The sequence below is a fragment of the Pseudomonas sp. 2 genome, assembly GCF_056627435.1.
The window spans coordinates 30,635-51,702 of record NZ_JBWXNG010000008.1 but is presented as its reverse complement, the minus strand read 5'-3'; the positions used below and the strand labels follow the sequence as shown (position 1 = coordinate 51,702).

The following is a 21,068-nucleotide window of genomic DNA, read 5'->3' as shown; positions in this document are numbered from 1 at the left end:
GATTCGGGCCTGTGTGAAGTAGTCTAGGACCGAGCAAATCGGCTTTAGTTCCCGAGTAAAAACAATAAGTTAGTGTTTTGTGTACAACTCGTGTTACTCGTCGGATTTCGATTGTGACATTTTCTTCATGCTTGCAGGATCGCGTCGTCATCCCTACGAGCATCCTTACATGAAGTATTCCTCGATTCTGTTGTTGTCCCTCTCGCTGGCCACCGGTTTCGCCTCTGCAGGCGATAACCTGAACGCCGGTGTGGGCGGCGCATTGGGTGGGGTACTGGGTTCGGTTGTCGGCCAGCAGATCGGCGGCAGCACAGGTTCTGCCATCGGCGCAGGCCTTGGCGGCGCAGCCGGTGGCGCAGTGGGCGCCAACCGCCACAACCGTACCGAAGCCGCGATTGGCGGTGGTCTTGGCGCAGCAGGCGGCAACGTGATCGGCCGAAGCGTCGGTGGCACCACTGGCAGCCTGATCGGCGCAGCGGCAGGCGGCGGCGCCGGTGGCGCGCTGGGTAACTACATGGGCGAGCAGAGCCGTCATGACGACGACAACCGCCGTGGTTATCGTGGCGACCGTCGCGGCCATTACCATGGCCACGGCCCGCGTCATCATGACCATGGCCGTCACCGCGGCTGGCGTCATCGCTGATCGCAGTGCTGCACGCTCCAACACCGGCCGCCGACAACGCGGCCGGTTGTCGTTTCAGACCACCAACTGTTCCAGGGCCTGACGCAGATTCGCCGGAATCGCCACCGGCTGATTCGACTCTCGCTCCACGAACACATGCACGAACCGCCCCGCCGCGCAGGCTTCATCCTCGCCAGCCCTGAACACCGCCAGCTCGTACTGCACCGAACTGTTGCCCAGCTTGCCCACGCGTAGCCCGACCTCGATCAGGTCCGGATAGGCAATCGAAGCAAAGTAATCGCAGGACGAACTGACCACGAACCCCACCACCGCCCCATCGTGAATATCCAGCCCGCCGCGCTCGATCAGGTAACTGTTCACCGCGCTGTCGAAGAAGCTGTAGTAGGTCACGTTGTTCACGTGGCCGTAGATGTCGTTGTCGTGCCAGCGCGTGGTGATGGGCTGGAAATGGCGGTAGTCGGCGCGTTGGGGCATTACTTCAGTCATTCAATTCTTCCCTTCTAGGTCGCGGGTATCGATTATCGCGAGACAGAACCTGTAGGAGCGAATTCATTCGCGAAGCGGCGGACCAGCCAACACATCTCCATCGCCTGAAACGGCCATTCGCGAATGAATTTGCTCCTACAGAGACGATGACGTCTGGCTAACCACCCAATCGCGCACTGCGGCGTACGGGTGCTCCTCCAGCAGCGCGAAACCGCTGATGTTTCTCGCCTTGAGCTTCGTGAACAACGGCACGCTGATACCGCACAGGAAACGCGTCACGCATTCAGCTCCCGGAGGATAACCTCGCATCTGCGCGTGCTGTGAGATGAACTCGCCACACAGGCCTTCGAAATCTTTCTGCGCAAGTGGCGTGAGCGCAGCGGGCTCTGGCAGACGCGCAACATGCCCGGCGCACACCGAACAATGCCCACAGTGCTCCGGGGCGTTGTCATCACCGAAATACCGCGCCAGCCGGTAGCTCAGACACTCCTCGCTGGCGAACAGATCCAGCATGGCGTGGATGCGCGCGACTTCACTGGTTTCGTGGTGTACAAAGTAATCATGCAATTCTTCGCTCAAGGCCCGGGCATCGAAATCGGTGACCAGCAGGCTGTAGACCTCAGTCATCTGCTTGCTTTCCAGTTCGATCCAGCCCTTTTCCTGAAAGTAGTCCAGCGCCGTCACCACGCGCGAGCGCTCGGCCTGATATTGCTGATACATCGCATCGAAATCGACCGTCGCCCAAGTGCGGGCGCGCTTCGATGTCTCGACCAGCGCCTGCACGAACTGCAGGCGCTCGCCCTTGAACAGCTGTACGAGGGCGTCCGGCTCGATCAGATACTTGAACCGGTATTCAGCGAAATACGAATAACGCGGCGCGATGATCCCGCGCAGCTCCAGCTGCACCAACAGCGTCTTGAGGGGCAACTGGCGAATGTTGCTCAGGTCCGAGAGCGGCAACAACAGAAACTCCCACTGCCCGTCATTGCGCGCATTGAGCAGGTCCTCCAGCACCAGGGCGATGCCTTCGCGCTCGGGGGTATCGCCGTAGACGAAGTTCTCCAGCACGTTGACGCTGTCGCGGTTGGCCAGTACCAGGCACTGCGAAACCGCACCGTCGCGCCCTGCCCGACCGATCTCCTGGCTGTAGTTCTCGATGGATTTGGGCAGATCGAAGTGCACCACATTGCGAATGTTGCTTTTGTCGATGCCCATACCGAACGCGATGGTGGCCACGATGCAATTGAGCTGCCCGGCCATGAACTGGCGCTGGATGGACTCGCGTTTATCGTGGACCAGCCCTGCGTGATACGCCTGGGCGGGAATCCCGTTCTGCGCCAGGTGCGCGGCCACGAACTCGGCGGTCTTTTGCAGCGTGACGTAGACGATGGTCGGCTGGCCTGCCCGCTCCTTCAGCCACTGCACCAGGCGACGACGCTTGTCCTGCCCGCGCGTAGGCTCGACCAGCAGTGTCAGGTTGGGCCGGTAGAAACCCGTGGTCACCACATCACCCGGGGCGATGGCGAACTTGCGCTGCATGTCTTCGATGACGTGCGGCGTGGCTGTCGCTGTCAGCAGCAACACCTGCGGAATGTTGAACTCACGCTGGTAGTCCGGAAGCTTCAGGTAATCGGGGCGAAAGTTGTGGCCCCACTCGGAAATGCAATGCGCCTCATCGATCACCAGCAACGAAATCGGCACCTGGGCGATGAAATGCCGAAAACGCTCATTCTTCAGGCGCTCGACTGAAATCATCAGGATCTTCAACTCGCCAGAGCGCGCCCGGGCCATGACATCGGCCACTTCATCGCGGCCCTGAGCAGAATCGATACTGGCTGCAGCGATGCCGTGGCGTTGCAGAAAGGCCAGCTGGTCCTGAATGAGCGCCAGCAGGGGCGACACCACCAGTGTCAGATGCGGCAGCAACAGCGCCGGCAGCTGATAGCACAGCGATTTGCCGGAACCGGTCGGGAAGATAGCCGCCGCCGAACGCCCGGCCAGCACGGCACTGATCGTAGCCTCCTGCCCCGGCCGAAACTGCCGATAGCCAAATACCTGCTCAAGGGTTTGATGCATGTGCAACCACTCCATCGACCGTTGCCAGAGGTGCAACCCTAGCGCGGTTGGCCCGCGTGCAACACGCCCGAACCGTTACAGAAATGCCGATCAGGATACATTCCTGACACAAGTTCGATACCAGGTACTAGCAAAACAACATTGCGCCGCTTAACCTCGCCGCAACATTTGAAAACCACTCGCCGCACCCCTTTGCTCACGCCGCAAACCGAGCAAATACGCGATGAACGCCAAGGAGAGGCCATGCAATCCACTCAACCGCCCAAGGATGACGGGCAGATCGTCATGCAGCGTCTGACACCCGACCAGTTCGACGTCGTACTCGGCTCGCATCCAGGCAAGCGAAAAGTCCCACAGGCCAGGCGCAGCCTTTCTCTGGGAACGATTCTGATCGGCCTGACCTTACTGATCGCCATCGTCTACCTGATCACCCAGATGTTTCACACAAAGAAAGTGGTTCACGCCCCAGTTTCGACGCCTGCAGTCATTGAAGAAATCAGTGAACCCGAGGCCATCGCGCCCCAGGCACCGATTCGCACTACCGAGCACGTCGTCTACACCGCGCCCAAACCCGACACCGCACAGTCAGCCGCCACCAAGCAGCTGGATGACTGCCTCAAGGACGGTAACGTCATCGACCGCGACGTGCTCACCTGCCGCTTCGGCGAGGCCCAACCCACCGACTACAACGCCCCGCGCCCCCAGGGCATGGTCTCCGACAGCTACATGGCGCAATACAAATCGGCCGCCGCCAAGCCAAAGCCACAGGCCACCCGGCACTACGACGTCGCGGGCGTGCTGATCCGCGAAATCGACGGCCGCAACCGCTACGAAGCCCGCTATCGCATCTACGACAACCACGTCGACAACAGCAGCGTGTGCATGAACTTCAAGACCGACAGCGCCGAATACCGCGAATGCCGCCGCGCCGCCGAGCCGTACTTCAAGGACATGTGCAGCGACTGGAGCAAGCGTGTCGCCAGGGACAAGGACAAAGACGAGAAGAACAAGCTGGCGCAGGAGCAGTTCTGCGAGGCGGCTCGGACGTACCGGCCGTGAGGAATAAACACCAAAAGTGACACTGTTGCGCGGCTCAGCCTGACAAATCCTGATTTCCGCGGTCATACCTTCCGCCAGGCAGAGGCTTTCACGCCGATCACTTCAGGAAGACGTCATGACCCGCACCCCATACCTGCCGTTGTTACTCACTGCGCTGCTCGCCACGCTCGCGGGCTGTGGCGACAAGAATGCCGAGAAACCCGGCAGCGCCTCCGCCGACGCGCGCGACCTGTCCAAGTCGATGACTGTGGATGTCAGCGGCGCCATCAACCTGCATTACCAGGCGCAGGGCGATGCTGTCGGCGTGGGTTTCCTGCCCGGCAAGCAGCCGGGCGCCAACTGGCTGACCTTGAGCGCCGATCAGGAGGCCAATGGCGACCGCAACGAAGTCAGCATCGGGCCGGTGGTGGGTTTCTCCTTCGAAAACCCCGATCAGGAAAAGCACGCGATCATGTTTCAGGGCGGTCGCGTGGAAGTTGCCCATGATGAAAACAGCGCGTCCTACGACACCGGTTCCTATTACCAGTATTTCGACGCCGACAAGAGCGGCGCCAATAGCAACGTCAAACTGGACTTCAGCAAGATCGAAAAGCTCGAATCCGGCAACAAGCTGCTCGATCGCTATCGGCTGATCGGCACCTTCCAGTTCAACGCCGCGCTCTCCCCCGAACAACCCTCCGATGATTGCACCCGGGAAGCCGCGGCCTACGCCGCCGAACACGGCGAACGCCACCCCGGCTTCGACGCCCATCTGTGCGATGCCAAGAGCGTCGTTGCCAAGGGCAGCTTCGACATCACCCAGGACTTCCCGGCCGCCAGCAAGGCGGGATGAGCCGCTAGCGACGGGTCTCGACGCAGACCAGCGAACGGTCCACCATCGCTCGCGCCATTTCGATCAGGTGCATGACCGAAAACGCCAGATCGCGGTGGGAGCCGGTGAGGTTGTCGCCGTTCTCATAGGCCGTTGCAGATGCGCAACGCAACAGCTCGGCAGCGCGTACGAGGGAGGCTTCCAGATCGGCGGGGTCGGTGTTGGAAAGGGGTGGGTCGGGGGTGAGTTTTTTGACCATGGTGAAGCTCCTACAATTGTGGTGCCGCCTCTAATCGTTTCCACACGATGAAGAGGTGGCAGCTGTGAACGGGGTGGAAAACCGGGATGTAGGCACCCAGCCAGACAGAAGTCTGCCCGAACACAGCCGCCATAAAACCTTGGCCAGACACTCACCAAAGGTTGGGGCTGATGCGCTACAAAGAACAGGTTTCCACACCCGATCGCTGATTTTTACAGCGACGGGACGCAGGCTAGTTCCTTGATTTCACAGGCGCAACGGGCTGAGAGTCTTTAGGAAGTTTCATACAAAAGATAGAGAGATGACTGTAGGAATCGTCACATTTTGATTTTTACGATCGTCGCAATCGCTGCCAATCTTCCTGATAACTGCACCCGGAAATCCCATACAACCGATTCAGAGCAGTCCTACACAACGCTCAGGCTGCACCTACAAACTCACCGGCGCCCTCTCCCTTAGCATTTCCAGCCTTTCCTCTTTTCCTGGCTGAAATGCATGATCAAAACGTATTGCTATGACTACGAATGCGGCCTCAGCGCAGAAGAGCTCTGGTGGCTGATCGCAACAGAAACCCTCATGGAAGAGTTTGGCCTTGACGACATCGCAGCCGCCGTCGCGATTGCCAGCGGCGCGAACATCGTCCCGACACGTGCAAAACCAACCGGCGCAATTCCCCGTACGTCCCTAGCTTCGATCCTGGCACGTCGACTCGCCTTCAAGCGTCGTCTTCCTCTGCGAGTTCCAACGTTGACAGGATTGTTCCCACCCCACATCAGGATGACCAGCAAGGTAGGCGCGGTGGTGGGCAGGGCGATTCCTGTAGTCGGATGGGCTTACACTTTCTTCGAGCTGACATCGGTACTCATCAAAACCATCGAAAGGTATAACGCAATAGTCGACCCCGAGGATCAGGCGTTTTGATAACGAATACGACAGCGGCGCTTCCAGATGACGAAGACATGCGACAGATGCTTGAGCTGCTCCAGCAACACCTTGGTCCTCTGGAGGCCAGCAAGCTGAGTCTGACCACCTCGATCAATCATGATTTGGGATGCGACGGCGACGACGCCGCAGAATTGATGGCCGATCTGGCAGAGCGATTTCCCATCGAGTTCGTCGACTACGATGCCTATCGATACTTCAGCCCGGAGGGCTACGACTTGATGCGATGGCGGCGGAGCAAGGACCGACGAGGACAGGTCCCACTGACAGTCGCCATGGTGCACCACGCTATAAAAGTCGAACGATGGGAAACAGCCGAGCTTGAGACTCTGACGTGACGCAAGCCGTGCTGCTACGATTTTGCGATGCGGCGCAAATCCCGACTATTTCCACACCTGGCGCATAAAAAAACCGCCCCAAAGGGCGGTTTCTTTTTCAGCAGAACCCGATCTTACAGCTTCGGACCTGCTGCCTTGATCGCGTCGCTCACGTCGAACTTCTTGAAGTTCTCGATGAACAGACCCGCCAGCGCCTTGGCCGCTTCGTCGTAGGCCGCTTTGTCAGCCCAGGTGTTGCGTGGGTTGAGCAGAACGGTTTCAACGCCCGGTACCGATTTCGGCACGTCCAGGTTGACGGTGTCCAGATGCTCGGTTTCAGCACCGATCAGCGCGCCGCTCTGAATGGCAGCAATCACGCCACGGGTGGTCGGGATGTTGAAGCGCTTGCCGACGCCGTAGCCGCCGCCGGTCCAGCCGGTGTTGACCAGGTAGACCTTGGAGCCGAAGCCGCGGATGCGCTTGATCAGCAGCTCTGCGTATTCGCCAGCCGGACGCGGGAAGAACGGTGCGCCGAAGCAGGTGGAGAAGGTCGACTTGATGCCGGCGCCCGAGCCCATTTCGGTGGAACCGACCAGCGCGGTGTAGCCCGACAGGAAGTGGTAGGCGGCTTGTTCTTCGCTGAGGATCGACACGGGTGGCAGCACGCCGGTCAGGTCGCAGGTCAGGAAGATCACGGCGTTTGGCTCACCGCCCAGGTTCGCTTCGGAGCGCTTTTCAACGTGCTCCAGCGGGTAGGCGGCGCGGCTGTTCTGGGTCAGGCTGCTGTCGGCGTAGTCGGCGTGCTTGTTGGCATCCAGCACGACGTTTTCCAGCACGGCGCCGTGTTTGATGGCTTTCCAGATGACCGGCTCGTTCTTCTCGGACAGGTCGATGCACTTGGCGTAGCAGCCGCCTTCCATGTTGAAGACAACGCCTTCGCCCCAGCCGTGCTCGTCGTCACCGATCAGGTAACGGCTCTCGTCTGCAGACAGGGTGGTCTTGCCGGTGCCCGACAGACCGAAGAACAGGGTCACGTCGCCTTCTTCGCCGATGTTGGCGGCGCAGTGCATTGGCAGCACGTCGGAGGCTGGCAGCAGGAAGTTCTGCACGGAGAACATGGCTTTTTTCATCTCGCCGGCGTAACGCATGCCTGCGATCAGCACTTTCTTCTGTGCGAAGTTGATGATCACGGTGCCGTCGGAATTGGTGCCGTCACGCTCAGGCACGCACTCGAAGTTGGCAACGTTGAGGATCTGCCATTCCTGGCGGCCGGCCGGGTTGTACTGGGCCGGATTGATGAACAGGCAACGACCGAACAGGTTCTGCCAGGCAGTCTGGGTGGTCATTTTCACCGGCAGGTAGTGCTCGGCGGCAGCACCTACGTGCACGTAGGAAACGAAGTGTTCCTGAGCGTTGTTGAACGCCTCGACACGCGCCCACAGGGCATCGAATTTGTCGGCAGGGAATTTGCGGTTGATCGGACCCCAGGCGATAGCGGCCGTGGTGCTCGGTTCATCGACGATGAAACGGTCGACTGGCGAACGCCCCGTACGATGGCCGGTTTCAACCACCAGAGCGCCGGTATCGGACAGTACGCCTTCACCACGACTGAGGGCTTCTTTAACCAGATCGTCGACACTGAGATCGGTGTGAACGGCGTTATTGGCTTGCGTCATGAGATTCCCCGTCGGCCCGTTGGCCGAGTCCTCCAAACGTTTTGTAGTAGAAAAACCCAGACTACTACAGCTAAAAAGTGGCCGGATTATGCCAGAAAAGCCCAAAAAAGGTAGGGCCCTCCTGTCAGAACTACATAAAGGAGAGCCAAGCCAGCCGGGGAGAAACCATTCAGCCGCGCCCCGGCACTACATTAATGGCGAGTGTTGGACGGGGTATCGACGCCGCCACCTGCGAACAGCTGCACTACATCGGTGGCATCGAACAGATAGCGCTGATTGCAGAACTGGCAATCGATCTCGACGGTCCCGTTGTGCTCGGCCACCAATTGCTGTGCATCTTCCAGACCAAGGCTGACCAGCGCGTTGGCCGAACGCTCGCGCGAGCAGCTGCAGCGGAACACCAGCGGCTGGATGTCGAACATGCGCACGGCATCTTCGTGGAACAGGCGGTGCAGAACGGTCTCGTTGTTCAGGCTCAGCAGCTCTTCAGCGGTGAGCGTGTCGACCAGCGTGTTGACGTGCTGCCAGCTGGCCTCACGCTCTTGCGGCTCCTTGAGTTTTTCCGGTGGCAGCTGCTGGAGCAGCAGGCCACGGGCGCGATGGCCGTCGGCTTTGATCCAGAAGCGTGTAGGCAACTGCTCGGACATCACGAAGTATTCGGACAGACAGGCTGACAGATCGACGCCGTCCAGACCGACGATGCCCTGGTAGCGCTTGCCCTGGCGCGGGTCGATGGTCATGGTCAGGTCGCCTTCGGGCATCAGTTCCTGCAACGTTGCGCCCGGAGTGACCAGGCTTGCATCGTAACGGGCGATGCCGCGCAGCTCGCGCTCGCTCGAGCATTCGACCATCAGCAGGGAAACCGGGCCCAACGAGCGGGCCTGGAGCACCAGCAATCCATCGAACTTCAATGTGCCGACCAGCAGCGCCGCTGCCGCGAGCATTTCGCCCAGCAATTGCGCGACCGGTTCAGGGTACGGATGCTTGGCCAGCACCTCCGCGTAGCTGCGCTCCAACGCCACTAGCTCGCCGCGAACGTCGCTCTCATCGAAGATGAAGCGTTGGGTGTAATCGATATCCGGGAATTCATGCATGGGAAAAAGGTATCTGAATTAATGACAAAGTGATGACAAGCGCCTATAAAACGCGGTTTCGCACTAACCTGTGCCGCATTGCCATATCGATGGGGTTATTTTATGGACTATCCAGCGCTGTTCCAACCCAAGTGGAACGCCAAAAAATTTTTGCTGTGTCATCTGGTAGCGCTCGTCTTGCTGCTGGTGTGGATTTGGCCTACGGGCCATGCGGCTTTTACTCAGTTCGACGAGTGGCTTTTCCACCTGCTGAACCGACCACTGGAGCAGAACAAAGCCTGGTTATGGATCTGGACAGTGGCCAGCATGCGTCCGTTCGACATCGTCGTCGGCCTGATCCTGCTGATGCTGCTGATCAAGGGCGACTGGGTATTCAAGGCGGTACAGACGCGCGCAGCGCTGATCGGCTTCGTGCTGACGCTGATCCTGCTGCTGATAATCCGCACCGTGTTCTCCAAGATCATCGACCACACCTCGCTGCAGCATGACAGCGCCTCGATGGTGATTCCGGACGCGATCAAGCTCAGCGACATCTTCCCGCATCTGGAAGACAAGTGGCAGCTCAAGGACCGCTCCAGCCAGAGCTTCCCGGGCGACCACGCCTCCGTGCTGCTGATCTGGGCGATGTTCATGACCGTGTTCAGCCGCACCATTGGCCAACGCGTGGTGATCTGGGCGCTGGCGTTCCTGTTCATGATGCCGCGCCTGGTGGCAGGCGCGCACTGGGGCCAGGACGACTACATCGGCGGCGTGATGATCGCTCTGCTGGCGCTGGCCTGGAGCTGCTACACACCGTTCGCGGCGGCCGCCACCGGTTTCGTGCTGCGCGCGACGGCGCCCATTTTCAATCTGTTCGGCAAACTGCCGCTGTTCAAGTGCCTGAGCATCATGAGGCCGGGCGCGCAGTTGTGAGCGAATAAAGATCCGTAGCAGCACGGCTTGCCGGCGGGGCGTCCTTCAAATCGCTACCGCCGGCAAGCCGTGCTGCTACGTGGCATCGACAGCCGTTCAATCATCCCCCGACCGAAACTGAAACAACTGCCGACGCTGCTTCTTGGTCGGCTTGCCATCAGTGGTCACCCCCAGACTCCCCGCCTTGCGCATTTCGGCTGCCTGCTCCCGCTTGGCCAGGCTTTCGGGTGTCTCGCGATACAACAACTGCGCTTCAGGCGCGCCGCGACGGACGATCGACAACGCCTGGACGACGACCGTGCGCTCGTCGAAGCCGGCACGAATCTGAAACTCATCGCCGATGCGCGGCTCTTTGCCCGGTTTGCAGCGCTCGCCACGACAATGCACCTTGCCGCTCTCAATGGCCGCCTTGGCCAGCGCGCGAGTCTTGAAGAAGCGCGCCGCCCATAGCCACTTGTCCAGACGAACCTTGTCGTCCTCGTCTGACTTTTGTGTCATCTGAATTCCTCAATCGGGTGATAGTCAGAACTGTACTACTCATATCGGAGCACGCAACGTGAGGCACGCAGTAATCCCGCGGCTTGGTTAGAATCCCCCTGCATGCTTCAGGGGAATGCGTGGTTGTGTGGCTCAGGCTATCGTTCTCGCAATTGTCACACGCAAGACCGAGTGAGGCAGTAGAGTCACCGACGCTTTCGCACATACATACGGGATCGCTTTGAAAACATTCGACCATCTCACCGTCATCGGCCTTCGCGAATGGGTGGCACTGCCCAATCTGGGGGTGGCTGGGCTGCGCGCGAAGATCGACACCGGGGCGAGCACTTCCAGCCTGCACGCTACGGAAATCGAACCCTTCGAGCGCGACGGCGAAAAGTGGGTGCGCTTCAACGCGCATCTGGGCACCGTCGTGCAGCTGCGTCATCGCCGATGCGAAGCGCAGCTGGTGGCGATGAAGACCATCAAGAGCTCCAATGGCCAGGCGCAGGTGCGCTATGTGATCCGCACCACGCTGGCGCTGGGTGACCGGGTCTGGCCCGTGGAGTTCACGCTGGCGTGCCGCAAGGCCATGCGGTATCGGTTGTTATTGGGTTCCAAGGCTCTGATCGACGGCCAGTTGGTGGTCAATCCGGGCGTTACTTATGTTCAGGACAAACCGGTATTTCCGGCCTCAAATTCCTCTGTCACAGGTGTTGCATGAAGATCGCTGTGCTTTCGCGAAATCCGCGTCTGTATTCAACTCGTCGCCTGGTCGAAGCCGGTATCCAGCGAGGCCACGAGGTCGTTGTGATCGATACCCTGCGCGCCTATATGAACATCGCCAGTCATAAGCCGCAGATTCACTACCGAGGCAAACCCCTGGAGGGCTTCGATGCGGTCATCCCGCGCATCGGCGCATCGGTCACGTTCTACGGCTGCGCGGTGCTGCGCCAGTTCGAGATGATGGGCGTGTTCCCGCTCAACGAATCCGTGGCCATCGCCCGCTCGCGGGACAAGCTGCGCTCGCTGCAGCTGCTGTCGCGCCGCGGAATCGGCCTGCCGGTGACCGGCTTCGCCCACTCCCCCGACGACATCCCCGACCTGATCCAGATGGTCAACGGCGCGCCGCTGGTGATCAAGGTGCTCGAAGGCACCCAGGGCATCGGCGTGGTGCTGTGCGAAACCGCGACGGCGGCGGAATCGGTGATCGAGGCCTTCATGGGCCTCAAGCAGGACATCATGGTGCAGGAGTACATCAAGGAAGCGGGCGGCGCGGACATCCGCTGCTTCGTGGTGGGTGACAAGGTCATCGCCTCGATGATGCGCCAGGCCAAACCCGGCGAATTCCGCTCCAACCTGCACCGCGGCGGCACCGCCAGCCTGATCAAGATCACCCCCGAGGAGCGTATGACCGCGATCCGCGCCGCCAAGGTCATGGGCCTGAGCGTCGCCGGTGTCGACATCCTGCGCTCCAACCACGGGCCGCTGGTGATGGAAGTGAACTCCTCACCGGGCCTTGAAGGCATCGAAACCACCACCGGCAAGGACGTGGCCGGGATGATCATTCAGTACATCGAGAAGAATGGCGGGCCGCATATGACGCGGACCAAGGGGAAAGGCTGATCCCGAGCATCATGCGCTGACCATCCGTAGCAGTCCGGCTTGCCGGCGATTGCGTCTGTGAGATCGCTGTCGCCGGCAAGCCGGACTGCTACGGGATCACGACTTCAGCGTTTCAAACCGCATCCCTTGGCAACATCAACCCCAACGGCAGTCTCACCCGTGCCTCCAGCCCGCCGCCCGAGCGGTTGCGCAGTTCGACGTTGCCGCCGTGCATGGCAGCAATGCGCTTGACGATGGCCAGCCCAAGGCCCGTGCCTTTGCCGCTGCGGGCGCGGTCGCCGCGGGTGAAGGGGTTGAAGATGCCTTCCAGCTCCGATGGGTCGATCCCCAGGCCGCGGTCCATGACGCTCAGCACCACATAAGGCGCGCCGCTGTCGCCGGACACATAGGCGGCGACTTCGACGCCATCGCCTGCGTGGTGCATGGCATTGCCGATGAGGTTGGCCAGCAGGCGCTTCATGGAAACCCGGCGCAGGGCGAATGGCGGGATCGACTCCAGACTCACGCGCACCTGCTCGACCGGGTTGTTGTAGGGCGCGACCACTTCCTTGACCAATTCGACCAGATCGACTTCTTCGACCTCTTCGTCACGCCCGTCGCGAATGAACGCCAGGAACTGATCCAGAATCGCATCCATGTCCTCGATGTCGCGCACCATGCCGTCCATGAATTCGTTGTCCTTGGGCATCAGCTCCAGTGACAGCCGCAATCGCGTGAGCGGCGTGCGCAGGTCGTGGGAAACCCCGGCCAGCATCAGTTCGCGCTCCTGCCCGGCCTGCTCGACGTCTTCGGCCATCTGGTTGAAGGCGCGGTACACCTCGGTCATCTCGCTGGGCGTATCACTGACCGGCAGGCGCACACTGCGCCCCTGCCCCAACTGGCGCGCGGCGAACACCAGACGCTTGAGCGGCTGATTGAGCTGGCTGACGAAGATCCACGCCGAGGCCGTGGAGAGCAGGCCGATGGCCAGGAACCAGCCCAGCACGCTCCAGATTTTCTGCCCACGCAACGGATGCGGATACAACGGGACCTTCAGCCAGCCGTCGCCCAGGCTCGGTGCGCGCACCCACAGCGCCGGGGGCGCGTGCACACGCAGCCGCACCTCGGTGTCGGCCCCCAGCTCGGCCTGCATCTGGCGCTGGTAGATCTCGGAGTACGGCCAGTGCTGCTCGCCTTCCGGCACGCCGCCACCCACCACGCGAATCAGCCCCGCCGCATCGGCGATGGTCTGCCGGTCGCTTTCGTCCGCCGCCCAATAGGCCCGCAAGGTCAAGGCAACGCCGTGGCTGTACTGGCGGTCCACCAACACATCCTCGTTCATCAGCAGGTAAACCAGCGTCAGCGCCTTGGAAAACAGCACGACGATGAGTACCAACCACAGGGTGCGGGAGAAAAAACTTTGCGGGAACCAGAGCGGTGTTTTCATGGCAGCAACTACACACTTTGCAGGAGCGAGCCAGGCTCGCGAATGTTCGCGGATGAAAAAGGACGACAAAACCAGCCACTCCGGCGCTTCTTGCGAGAAACGTCAGGGTGACTGGTTGGCGTTGTCGGGCGCTGGATGCACCCGATGAAGCATCTGTCAGCTCGAACCTACTTGCTGGCGCCGTCCGGCACGAACACATAACCCACACCCCAGACGGTCTGGATATAGCGCGGCTTGGCAGCGTCCACTTCGATCAGGCGGCGCAGACGGGAAATCTGCACGTCGATGGAACGCTCCAGCGCATCCCATTCACGGCCACGGGCCAGGTTCATCAGCTTGTCCCGGGTCAGCGGCTCGCGGGCGTGCATGACCAGCGCCTTGAGCACCGCGAATTCGCCGGTGGTCAGCATGTGCACTTCGTCACCGCGCTTGAGTTCGCGGGTGGCCAGGGACAGCTCGTAATCCCCGAAGGTGACGGTTTCGTCTTCGCTGGCCGGCGCGCCGGGAACAGGCGCCGACTGGCGACGCAGCACCGCCTTGACGCGGGCCATCAGCTCATCGGGGTTGAACGGCTTGGCCAGGTAATCGTCGGCGCCCAGCTCCAGGCCCTTGATGCGGCTCAGCTCGTCGCCCTTGGCGGTGAGCATGATGATGGGGATCTGGTTGTTGGAGGCGCGCAGGCGGCGGCAGGCCGAGAGGCCGTCCTCGCCGGGCAGCATCAGGTCCAGAACCACGAGGTGGAAGACTTCGCGAGCCAGCAGTCGGTCCATTTGCTCCACGTTGGCCACAGCACGGGCGCGATAGCCCTTGCTGGTGAAAAAGCGTTCTAACAGGCTGCTCAGGCCCGGGTCATCATCGACGATGAGGATTTTCTCGCCTTCAGCCGTTTGTGCAGTGCTGCTCATTGGATGCTCCTTTGATCTCGGCGCGCATTATGGCGTAGCTGCTGTTATGCGCACCGTGTGCATTGTTAGCAGATTTTTCCTGAGCCGACACCGATGCTCTGTATCGCTGCTTTGCGCACAACTGTGCTGGCGTCATATTGCCTACTTTAGGCCAACTGACGGGCCGGTCCCCATATCCGGGCTCACTGGGTATAATGCGCCGCCCTCAAGGTCAGGCAACACCCGCTCAAGGCGGTTCGCCAGCAGCTGGATTTTTTGCACATACATTTGCCAGGTGGTTTTATGGACAGTATCAACAGCCGCATCGCCGAGGAACTCGGTGTCCGCCCGCAACAGGTCGAAGCGGCCGTCGCCCTACTGGATGAAGGCTCTACCGTGCCCTTCATCGCGCGCTACCGTAAAGAAGTGACTGGCAGCCTCGATGACACGCAACTGCGTCATCTGGAAGAGCGCCTGCGCTATCTGCGTGAACTCGAAGACCGCCGCGTGGCGATCCTTGCCAGCATCGAAGAGCAAGGCAAGCTGACTCCTGCACTGGCCCGCGACATCAAGCTGGCCGACACCAAGACCCGCCTCGAAGACCTGTACCTGCCGTACAAGCAGAAGCGCCGCACCAAGGGCCAGATCGCCCTGGAAGCCGGCCTGGGCGAGCTGGCCGATGGCCTGTTCAACGACCCGAGCCTGGCGCCGGAAGCCGAAGCCGCGCGCTTCGTCGATGCCGAAAAAGGCTTCGCCGACACCAAGGCCGTGCTCGAGGGCGCCAAATACATCCTGATGGAGCGCTTCGCCGAAGACGCGACCCTGCTGGAAAAACTGCGCACCTTCCTCAAGCAGGAAGCGGTGATCAGTGCCCGCGTGGTGGCGGGCAAGGAAGAGGAAGGCGCCAAGTTCCGCGACTACTTCGAACACGACGAACCGCTCAAGAGCATGCCGTCGCACCGCGCCCTGGCGATTTTCCGTGGCCGTAACGAAGGCGTGCTGAGCTCGGCGCTGAAGGTCGGCGAGGAGCTGCCCGGCACCCTGCACCCTTGCGAAATGATGATCAGCGAGCGTTTCGGCCTGCAACACCAGAACCGTCCTGCCGACAAATGGCTGGCCGAAGTGGTGCGCTGGACCTGGAAGGTCAAACTGTATTCGCACCTTGAAACCGATCTGTTGGGCGAGCTGCGCGACGGCGCCGAGACCGAAGCGATCAACGTCTTCGCTCACAACCTGCACGACCTGCTGCTGGCCGCCCCCGCCGGCCCGCGCGCCACCCTCGGCCTGGACCCGGGCCTGCGCACAGGCTGCAAGGTGGCCGTGGTGGATGCCACCGGCAAACTGCTGGATCACGCCACCGTTTACCCGCACGTGCCGAAAAACCAGTGGGACCAGACCATCGCCGTGCTCGCTGCGCTGTGCGCCAAGCACTCGGTTGACCTGATCGCCATCGGCAACGGCACCGCCAGCCGCGAGACCGACAAGCTGGCTGCCGAACTGATCAAAAAATACCCAGGCCTGAAGATGACCAAGATCATGGTCTCCGAAGCCGGTGCATCGGTTTACTCGGCGTCGGAACTGGCGGCCAAGGAGTTCCCGGACCTGGACGTATCGATCCGTGGTGCCGTATCCATCGCCCGCCGCCTGCAGGATCCGTTGGCGGAGCTGGTGAAGATCGACCCGAAATCCATTGGCGTCGGCCAGTACCAGCACGACGTGTCCCAGCTCAAGCTGGCCCGCGGCCTGGACGCCGTGGTCGAGGACTGTGTGAACGCCGTGGGCGTGGACGTGAACACCGCCTCGGTGGCCCTGCTGGCGCGCATCTCCGGCCTGAACACCACACTGGCGCAGAACATCGTCACCCACCGCGACGAGAACGGCGCCTTCAAGACCCGCGCCGCGCTGAAGAAAGTCCCGCGTCTGGGCGAGAAAACCTTCGAACAGGCTGCAGGCTTCCTGCGGGTCATGAACGGCGACAATCCGCTGGATTCTTCTGCGGTGCACCCGGAAGCGTATCCGCTGGTGCAGCGCATCGCCGCCGAAACCGACCGCGACATTCGCTCGCTGATCGGCGACGCCAGCTTCCTCAAGCGCCTGGACCCGAAGAAATTCACCGACGAAACCTTCGGCCTGCCGACCGTCACCGACATTCTGCAAGAGCTGGAAAAACCGGGCCGCGACCCGCGTCCTGAATTCAAGACCGCCGAGTTCCAGGAAGGCGTCGAGGACCTCAAGGACCTGCAACTGGGCATGATCCTCGAAGGCGTGGTGACCAACGTCACCAACTTCGGCGCCTTCGTCGACATCGGCGTGCATCAGGACGGTCTGGTGCATATCTCTGCGCTTTCGGAGAAGTTCATCAAGGATCCGCGCGAAGCGGTGAAAGCCGGTGACGTGGTCAAGGTCAAGGTCATGGAAGTCGACATCCCGCGCAAACGCGTCGGCCTGTCGATGCGCATGAGCGACACCCCGGGCGAGAAGATCGATGGCGCCCGTGGCCCGCGTCCGGGTTCTGCGCCGCGTCAGCAGAGCAGCGCCCCGCGCAAGGAAACCACCAGCGCAGCCCCGGCCAACAACGCCATGGCTTCGCTGTTCGCCAACGCCAAACAATTGAAGAAGCGCTGATGGACATTCCTGAAGGCCTGACCGAAAGCGCCTACTTCAAGACGCTGGGCTGCAAGCTGGTGCGCCTGGGCGACGGTGTCGCCGAGGTGACGCTGGCGCTGGAACCGCACCTGCGCAATCGCGGCAACGTGATGCACGGTGGCGCGCTGTTCAGCCTGGTCGATATCGCCATGGGGCTGGCCTGTTCCAGCACCCATGGCTTCGACAAGCAGAGCGTGACCGTCGAGTGCAAGATCAACTACATGCGCGGCGTGCCGGACGGTGAAGTCACCTGCATCGGCACCGTCATTCACGCAGGCCGGCGCACGCTGGTCGTCGAAGCCGAAGTGCGCCAGGCCGACAAGCTGGTCGCTAAAGCACAAGGCACGTTCGCGATCGTCTAGCTGTCGGATAGGGATATGAGTTAATTTCGGCACTGAGTCTGTGCACTGGACAGCCAGTGCCGAAATTTTCTGACCGTTCCTGCAAGGCAGCCCCGCAGGAAGATTCAGCGACGGGCATCGGCGTTCGGGCCAAAAACGAGGCGAAAACGCCAGTTCCTTTCTTCACCCTTGTAGACCGCCATATCGCCCCCATATAGGGCCGACTGACGCGTGAAGGAATTCCAACTTGAGCGAACTTCTCAACCGCCGCCTGGCCCTGCTTGGCGAGCAGTCCAACCTCTCCCTCCTGGAGAAGTGCTTGCATGGTATCGAGCGTGAATGCCTGCGCGTGACGAGCGAAGGTCGCCTGGCCCAGACGCCGCACCCTGAAGCGCTGGGCTCTGCCCTGACCAACGAGCAGATCACCACCGATTACTCCGAATCGCTGCTGGAGTTCATCACCCCGGCCCTGGCCAATCCTGCCGATACGCTCGCAAGCCTCGAGAAAATCCATCGCTTCGCCTACAGCAAGCTGGGCAGCGAGTACATCTGGAGCCCGTCGATGCCGTGCCCGCTGCCGGCCGAGGAAGACATCCCGATCGCGTATTACGGCACCTCCAATATCGGCAAGCTCAAGTACGTGTACCGCCAGGGCCTGGCGCTGCGCTACGGCAAGACGATGCAATGCATTGCCGGCATTCACTACAACTTCTCGTTGCCCGAGGCCATCTGGCCGTTGCTGCGCCAGAACGAAGGTGGCGCGGGCAGCGATCGCGACTTCCAGTCCGAGAGCTACATCGGCCTGATCCGCAACTTCCGCCGTTACAGCTGGCTCTTGATGTACTTGTTCGGCGCCTCGCCGGCGCTGGACGCCAGCTTCCTGCGCGGCCGCTCGCACCAGTTGGAGCAGTTCGACGCCGATACGCTGTATCTGCCGTACGCCACCAGCCTGCGCATGAGCGACCTGGGTTATCAGAGCAACGCTCAGGCCGATCTCACGCCGTGCTACAACGACCTGCTGACCTACACCGACAGCCTGCGCAAGGCGGTGGCAACGCCCTACGCGCCGTACGTCGAGATCGGCACGCACAAGGACGGTGAGTGGATTCAGCTCAACACCAACGTGCTGCAGATCGAGAACGAGTACTACTCGACCATCCGCCCGAAACGCGTCACCTACTCGGGCGAACGTCCGATTCAGGCGCTGATGGCACGCGGCGTGCAGTACGTCGAAGTGCGCTGCCTGGACATCAACCCGTTCCTGCCGGTGGGTATCGACCTTCAGCAGTCGCGTTTCATCGACGCCTTCATCCTGTTCTGCGCCCTGCAGGAAAGCCCGCAACTGGCCGACTGCGAATGCGGCAACGCCAGCAGCAACTTCCTGACCGTGGTCAAGGAAGGCCGTCGCCCGGGCCTGCAGTTGAGCCGCAACACCTCGACCATCGACCTGAAGGAATGGGCCGGTGAGCTGCTGGACAAGATCGAGCCGATCATCGCGCTGCTGGACCAGAGCCAGGGCATCGACGAGCACGCCAAATCCCTGGCCGCCCAGCGCGCCAAGGTCGCGGACTCGTCGCTGACCCCGTCGGCGCAGGTGCTGGCCGCCATGACCGAGCACAAGGAGAGCTTCACGGCCTTCTCCCTGCGCCAGGCCCAGGCCCACGCCGAGCATTTCCGCAGCCAGCCGCTCGGCGTCGAAGATCAGACCGACTTCGAAACCCGCGCCCGCGAGTCGCTGGCGCAGCAGTCGGAGATGGAACAGAGCGAAGAGCCGGTAGACTTCGACACCTTTGTCGGAGCCTATCAGGCGAGCATTCTGGCGATCAGTAACTGATCGGTGCCACCAGAAACTGTGGGAGTGAGCTTGCTCACGAAGGCCAGCATCCAAACGCTACATCAGTAGGGGATGCATCAGCCATTTCGTGAGCAAGCTCACTCCCACGGGAGCCTTACCAACCTTATATGCTCGCCAGCCCCTGCTCGGCACCTGACGAGCTTCGCTTAAATCGCTTTCTCGAAAATCTTCGAATTGCGCTGGTAGTTGTACAGCGACGCCCTGGCGCTGGGCAGGCGATCGACGCTGCTCGGCTCGAAGCCGCGCTCGCGGAACCAGTGCGCGGTGCGGGTGGTGAGGACGAACAGGGTCTTGAGGCCCTGCGCCCGGGCGCGGTCTTCGATGCGCTCAAGCAACTCGTCGCCACGCCCGCCATGGCGGTATTCCGGGTTCACCGCCAGGCACGCCAGCTCCCCGGCCTCCGAATCGGCAATCGGGTACAGCGCCGCGCAGGCGATGATCAAGCCTTCGCGCTCGACCACGCTGAACTGCTCGATTTCGCGCTCCAGCACTTCGCGGGAGCGGCGCACCAGAATGCCCTGCTCTTCCAGCGGCGTGATCAGGTCGATCAGCCCGCCCACATCGGCAATCGTCGCCTCGCGCACCAGCTCGAACTGCTCCTGGGCCACCAGCGTGCCGCCGCCAGCCCGGGTGAACAGCTCGGACAGCAGCGCGCCGTCCTCGACGTAACTGACGATATGACTGCGCGCCACGCCGCCACGGCAGGCCTGAGCCGCGGCATCCAGCAATTCGGCCTGATAGTTGTTGCCCAAGCGCTGCAGATGCGCCGGCACCTGTTGCGGACGCAGTTCGCGCACCAGCCGGCCCTGTTCGTCCATCAGCCCCGATTCGGCGCCGAACAGCAGCAGTTTTTCCGCCCCCAGATCGACCGCCGCGCGGGTGGCGACGTCTTCGCAGGCGAGGTTGAAAATCTCGCCGGTGGGCGAATAGCCCAAAGGCGACAGCAGCACGATGGAACGCTCGTCGAGCAGGCGATTGATACCCTTGCGGTCGATCCGCCGCACTTCGCCGGTGTGCTGATAGTCGACGCCTTCCAGCACGCCGATCGGCCGCGCGGTGACGAAGTTGCCGCTGGTTACGCGCAGGCGCGAGCCCTGCATCGGCGAGGCGGCCATGTCCATCGACAGCCGCGCTTCGATGGCAATGCGCAGCGCGCCGACCGCGTCGATCACGCACTCCAGGGTCTGGGCATCGGTCACCCGCAGGTCGCGGTGAAAATGCGGGGTGATGCCGCGTGCTTCCAGGCGGCTTTCGATTTGCGGGCGGGAGCCGTGAACCAGCACCAGACGCACGCCCAGGCTGTGCAGCAGCACCAGGTCGTGGACGATATTGCCGAAGTTGGGGTGTTCTACACCGTCGCCCGGCAGCAGGACGATAAAGGTGCAATCGCGGTGGGCATTGATGTAGGGAGACGCGTGGCGCAGCCAATTGACGTAATCGGGCATATCCGAAAGGGCCTGTAGAAAAATGGACGAAGGGTGAAAACACTCACAACGGCATGAGCTTTATCGTCGGAACAGGCGTCGCAACACGCGTAC

At 61.4% G+C, this 21,068-nt stretch carries 20 protein-coding genes; 11 read left to right on the top strand and 9 right to left on the bottom strand.

Features of this window, described 5'->3' with window-relative positions; all coding sequences use genetic code 11:
• Nucleotides 1-169: 169 nt before the first annotated feature.
• Nucleotides 170-643, top strand: a complete 474-nt coding sequence (locus AC1MEK_RS15055) for a glycine zipper domain-containing protein (RefSeq protein ID WP_480397085.1) — start codon at nt 170-172, stop codon at nt 641-643.
• A gap of 54 nt (nt 644-697) precedes the next feature.
• Here the strand turns inward: AC1MEK_RS15055 and AC1MEK_RS15050 are convergent, their stop codons facing one another.
• Complete coding sequence (locus AC1MEK_RS15050; protein WP_480397084.1) at nt 698-1,129, bottom strand: acyl-CoA thioesterase; 432 nt, start codon at nt 1,127-1,129, stop codon at nt 698-700.
• Between the two features lie 135 nt (nt 1,130-1,264).
• Entirely contained in the window at nt 1,265-3,205 is a 1,941-nt protein-coding gene (locus AC1MEK_RS15045) for a RecQ family ATP-dependent DNA helicase (protein ID WP_480397083.1), read from the bottom strand.
• Between the two features lie 243 nt (nt 3,206-3,448).
• Here AC1MEK_RS15045 and AC1MEK_RS15040 point away from each other — a divergent pair, with 243 nt between their 5' ends.
• Complete coding sequence (locus AC1MEK_RS15040; protein ID WP_480397082.1) at nt 3,449-4,264, top strand: hypothetical protein; 816 nt, start codon at nt 3,449-3,451, stop codon at nt 4,262-4,264.
• A 115-nt stretch (nt 4,265-4,379) separates the two neighbouring features.
• Nucleotides 4,380-5,096, top strand: a complete 717-nt coding sequence (locus AC1MEK_RS15035; protein ID WP_480397081.1) for a hypothetical protein — start codon at nt 4,380-4,382, stop codon at nt 5,094-5,096.
• A gap of 4 nt (nt 5,097-5,100) precedes the next feature.
• Here the strand turns inward: AC1MEK_RS15035 and AC1MEK_RS15030 are convergent, their stop codons facing one another.
• The gene (locus AC1MEK_RS15030; RefSeq protein WP_480397080.1) at nt 5,101-5,334 is read right to left on the bottom strand and encodes a DUF6124 family protein; all 234 of its coding nucleotides are present in this window, start codon (nt 5,332-5,334) and stop codon (nt 5,101-5,103) included.
• 495 nt (nt 5,335-5,829) lie between these two features.
• On the opposite strand from AC1MEK_RS15030, the gene AC1MEK_RS15025 reads away from it, so the two are divergent.
• Both AC1MEK_RS15025 and AC1MEK_RS15020 read left to right on the top strand, forming a co-directional pair.
• Nucleotides 5,830-6,255 carry an STM2901 family protein gene (locus AC1MEK_RS15025; protein ID WP_480397079.1) on the top strand — a complete coding sequence of 142 codons (426 nt, stop codon included), beginning with the start codon at nt 5,830-5,832 and terminating at the stop codon, nt 6,253-6,255.
• A gap of 47 nt (nt 6,256-6,302) precedes the next feature.
• Nucleotides 6,303-6,614 (top strand): DUF1493 family protein, encoded by a 312-nt coding sequence (locus tag AC1MEK_RS15020; RefSeq protein WP_480397078.1) that lies wholly within the window; start codon nt 6,303-6,305, stop codon nt 6,612-6,614.
• A 113-nt stretch (nt 6,615-6,727) separates the two neighbouring features.
• Here AC1MEK_RS15020 and AC1MEK_RS15015 read toward each other — a convergent pair whose 3' ends face one another.
• A complete protein-coding gene (locus AC1MEK_RS15015) occupies nt 6,728-8,269 on the bottom strand; it encodes a phosphoenolpyruvate carboxykinase (protein WP_480397077.1) in 1,542 nt (513 codons plus the stop codon).
• A gap of 191 nt (nt 8,270-8,460) precedes the next feature.
• Entirely contained in the window at nt 8,461-9,363 is a 903-nt protein-coding gene (gene hslO / locus AC1MEK_RS15010) for an Hsp33 family molecular chaperone HslO (protein WP_480397076.1), read from the bottom strand.
• A gap of 102 nt (nt 9,364-9,465) precedes the next feature.
• Between hslO and AC1MEK_RS15005 the strand changes: the two genes are divergently transcribed.
• The gene (locus AC1MEK_RS15005) at nt 9,466-10,275 is read left to right on the top strand and encodes a phosphatase PAP2 family protein (protein WP_480397075.1); all 810 of its coding nucleotides are present in this window, start codon (nt 9,466-9,468) and stop codon (nt 10,273-10,275) included.
• A gap of 96 nt (nt 10,276-10,371) precedes the next feature.
• Here the strand turns inward: AC1MEK_RS15005 and AC1MEK_RS15000 are convergent, their stop codons facing one another.
• The gene (locus AC1MEK_RS15000; RefSeq protein WP_480397074.1) at nt 10,372-10,773 is read right to left on the bottom strand and encodes an RNA-binding S4 domain-containing protein; all 402 of its coding nucleotides are present in this window, start codon (nt 10,771-10,773) and stop codon (nt 10,372-10,374) included.
• 220 nt (nt 10,774-10,993) lie between these two features.
• On the opposite strand from AC1MEK_RS15000, the gene rimB reads away from it, so the two are divergent.
• Together rimB and rimK are read left to right on the top strand one after the other, a co-directional pair.
• Entirely contained in the window at nt 10,994-11,476 is a 483-nt protein-coding gene (gene rimB / locus AC1MEK_RS14995) for a retropepsin-like aspartic endopeptidase RimB (RefSeq protein ID WP_480397073.1), read from the top strand.
• Nucleotides 11,473-12,378, top strand: coding sequence for a 30S ribosomal protein S6--L-glutamate ligase (gene rimK, locus AC1MEK_RS14990; RefSeq protein ID WP_074757922.1), 906 nt, complete (start codon nt 11,473-11,475; stop codon nt 12,376-12,378). The genes rimB and rimK overlap by 4 nt, the downstream gene beginning before the upstream one ends.
• Before the next feature lie 112 nt (nt 12,379-12,490).
• Here rimK and AC1MEK_RS14985 read toward each other — a convergent pair whose 3' ends face one another.
• Both AC1MEK_RS14985 and ompR read right to left on the bottom strand, forming a co-directional pair.
• Nucleotides 12,491-13,804 (bottom strand): ATP-binding protein, encoded by a 1,314-nt coding sequence (locus AC1MEK_RS14985; RefSeq protein ID WP_480397072.1) that lies wholly within the window; start codon nt 13,802-13,804, stop codon nt 12,491-12,493.
• A gap of 167 nt (nt 13,805-13,971) precedes the next feature.
• The gene (gene ompR, locus AC1MEK_RS14980) at nt 13,972-14,709 is read right to left on the bottom strand and encodes an osmolarity response regulator transcription factor OmpR (protein ID WP_480397071.1); all 738 of its coding nucleotides are present in this window, start codon (nt 14,707-14,709) and stop codon (nt 13,972-13,974) included.
• A gap of 282 nt (nt 14,710-14,991) precedes the next feature.
• Between ompR and AC1MEK_RS14975 the strand changes: the two genes are divergently transcribed.
• The 3 genes from AC1MEK_RS14975 to gshA all read left to right on the top strand — a co-directional run bounded on the left by AC1MEK_RS14975 (nt 14,992) and on the right by gshA (nt 19,509).
• A complete protein-coding gene (locus tag AC1MEK_RS14975; RefSeq protein ID WP_480397070.1) occupies nt 14,992-17,313 on the top strand; it encodes a Tex family protein in 2,322 nt (773 codons plus the stop codon).
• Nucleotides 17,313-17,696 (top strand): PaaI family thioesterase, encoded by a 384-nt coding sequence (locus tag AC1MEK_RS14970; protein WP_480397069.1) that lies wholly within the window; start codon nt 17,313-17,315, stop codon nt 17,694-17,696. The genes AC1MEK_RS14975 and AC1MEK_RS14970 overlap by 1 nt, the downstream gene beginning before the upstream one ends.
• Before the next feature lie 226 nt (nt 17,697-17,922).
• Nucleotides 17,923-19,509 (top strand): glutamate--cysteine ligase, encoded by a 1,587-nt coding sequence (gene gshA / locus AC1MEK_RS14965; protein WP_480397068.1) that lies wholly within the window; start codon nt 17,923-17,925, stop codon nt 19,507-19,509.
• 167 nt (nt 19,510-19,676) lie between these two features.
• Here the strand turns inward: gshA and argA are convergent, their stop codons facing one another.
• Complete coding sequence (gene argA / locus AC1MEK_RS14960; RefSeq protein WP_480397067.1) at nt 19,677-20,975, bottom strand: amino-acid N-acetyltransferase; 1,299 nt, start codon at nt 20,973-20,975, stop codon at nt 19,677-19,679.
• Between the last annotated feature and the right edge of the window lie 93 nt (nt 20,976-21,068).

What these genes read in the sequence shown, in the direction of transcription:
- AC1MEK_RS15055 (WP_480397085.1), top strand. Translation starts at nt 170, where the DNA reads ATGAAGTATTCCTCGATTCTGTTGTTGTCCCTCTCGCTGGCCACCGGT.
- AC1MEK_RS15050 (WP_480397084.1), bottom strand. Translation starts at nt 1,129, where the DNA reads ATGACTGAAGTAATGCCCCAACGCGCCGACTACCGCCATTTCCAGCCC.
- AC1MEK_RS15045 (WP_480397083.1), bottom strand. Translation starts at nt 3,205, where the DNA reads ATGCATCAAACCCTTGAGCAGGTATTTGGCTATCGGCAGTTTCGGCCG.
- AC1MEK_RS15040 (WP_480397082.1), top strand. Translation starts at nt 3,449, where the DNA reads ATGCAATCCACTCAACCGCCCAAGGATGACGGGCAGATCGTCATGCAG.
- AC1MEK_RS15035 (WP_480397081.1), top strand. Translation starts at nt 4,380, where the DNA reads ATGACCCGCACCCCATACCTGCCGTTGTTACTCACTGCGCTGCTCGCC.
- AC1MEK_RS15030 (WP_480397080.1), bottom strand. Translation starts at nt 5,334, where the DNA reads ATGGTCAAAAAACTCACCCCCGACCCACCCCTTTCCAACACCGACCCC.
- AC1MEK_RS15025 (WP_480397079.1), top strand. Translation starts at nt 5,830, where the DNA reads ATGATCAAAACGTATTGCTATGACTACGAATGCGGCCTCAGCGCAGAA.
- AC1MEK_RS15020 (WP_480397078.1), top strand. Translation starts at nt 6,303, where the DNA reads ATGCTTGAGCTGCTCCAGCAACACCTTGGTCCTCTGGAGGCCAGCAAG.
- AC1MEK_RS15015 (WP_480397077.1), bottom strand. Translation starts at nt 8,269, where the DNA reads ATGACGCAAGCCAATAACGCCGTTCACACCGATCTCAGTGTCGACGAT.
- hslO (WP_480397076.1), bottom strand. Translation starts at nt 9,363, where the DNA reads ATGCATGAATTCCCGGATATCGATTACACCCAACGCTTCATCTTCGAT.
- AC1MEK_RS15005 (WP_480397075.1), top strand. Translation starts at nt 9,466, where the DNA reads ATGGACTATCCAGCGCTGTTCCAACCCAAGTGGAACGCCAAAAAATTT.
- AC1MEK_RS15000 (WP_480397074.1), bottom strand. Translation starts at nt 10,773, where the DNA reads ATGACACAAAAGTCAGACGAGGACGACAAGGTTCGTCTGGACAAGTGG.
- rimK (WP_074757922.1), top strand. Translation starts at nt 11,473, where the DNA reads ATGAAGATCGCTGTGCTTTCGCGAAATCCGCGTCTGTATTCAACTCGT.
- AC1MEK_RS14985 (WP_480397072.1), bottom strand. Translation starts at nt 13,804, where the DNA reads ATGAAAACACCGCTCTGGTTCCCGCAAAGTTTTTTCTCCCGCACCCTG.
- ompR (WP_480397071.1), bottom strand. Translation starts at nt 14,709, where the DNA reads ATGAGCAGCACTGCACAAACGGCTGAAGGCGAGAAAATCCTCATCGTC.
- AC1MEK_RS14975 (WP_480397070.1), top strand. Translation starts at nt 14,992, where the DNA reads ATGGACAGTATCAACAGCCGCATCGCCGAGGAACTCGGTGTCCGCCCG.
- AC1MEK_RS14970 (WP_480397069.1), top strand. Translation starts at nt 17,313, where the DNA reads ATGGACATTCCTGAAGGCCTGACCGAAAGCGCCTACTTCAAGACGCTG.
- argA (WP_480397067.1), bottom strand. Translation starts at nt 20,975, where the DNA reads ATGCCCGATTACGTCAATTGGCTGCGCCACGCGTCTCCCTACATCAAT.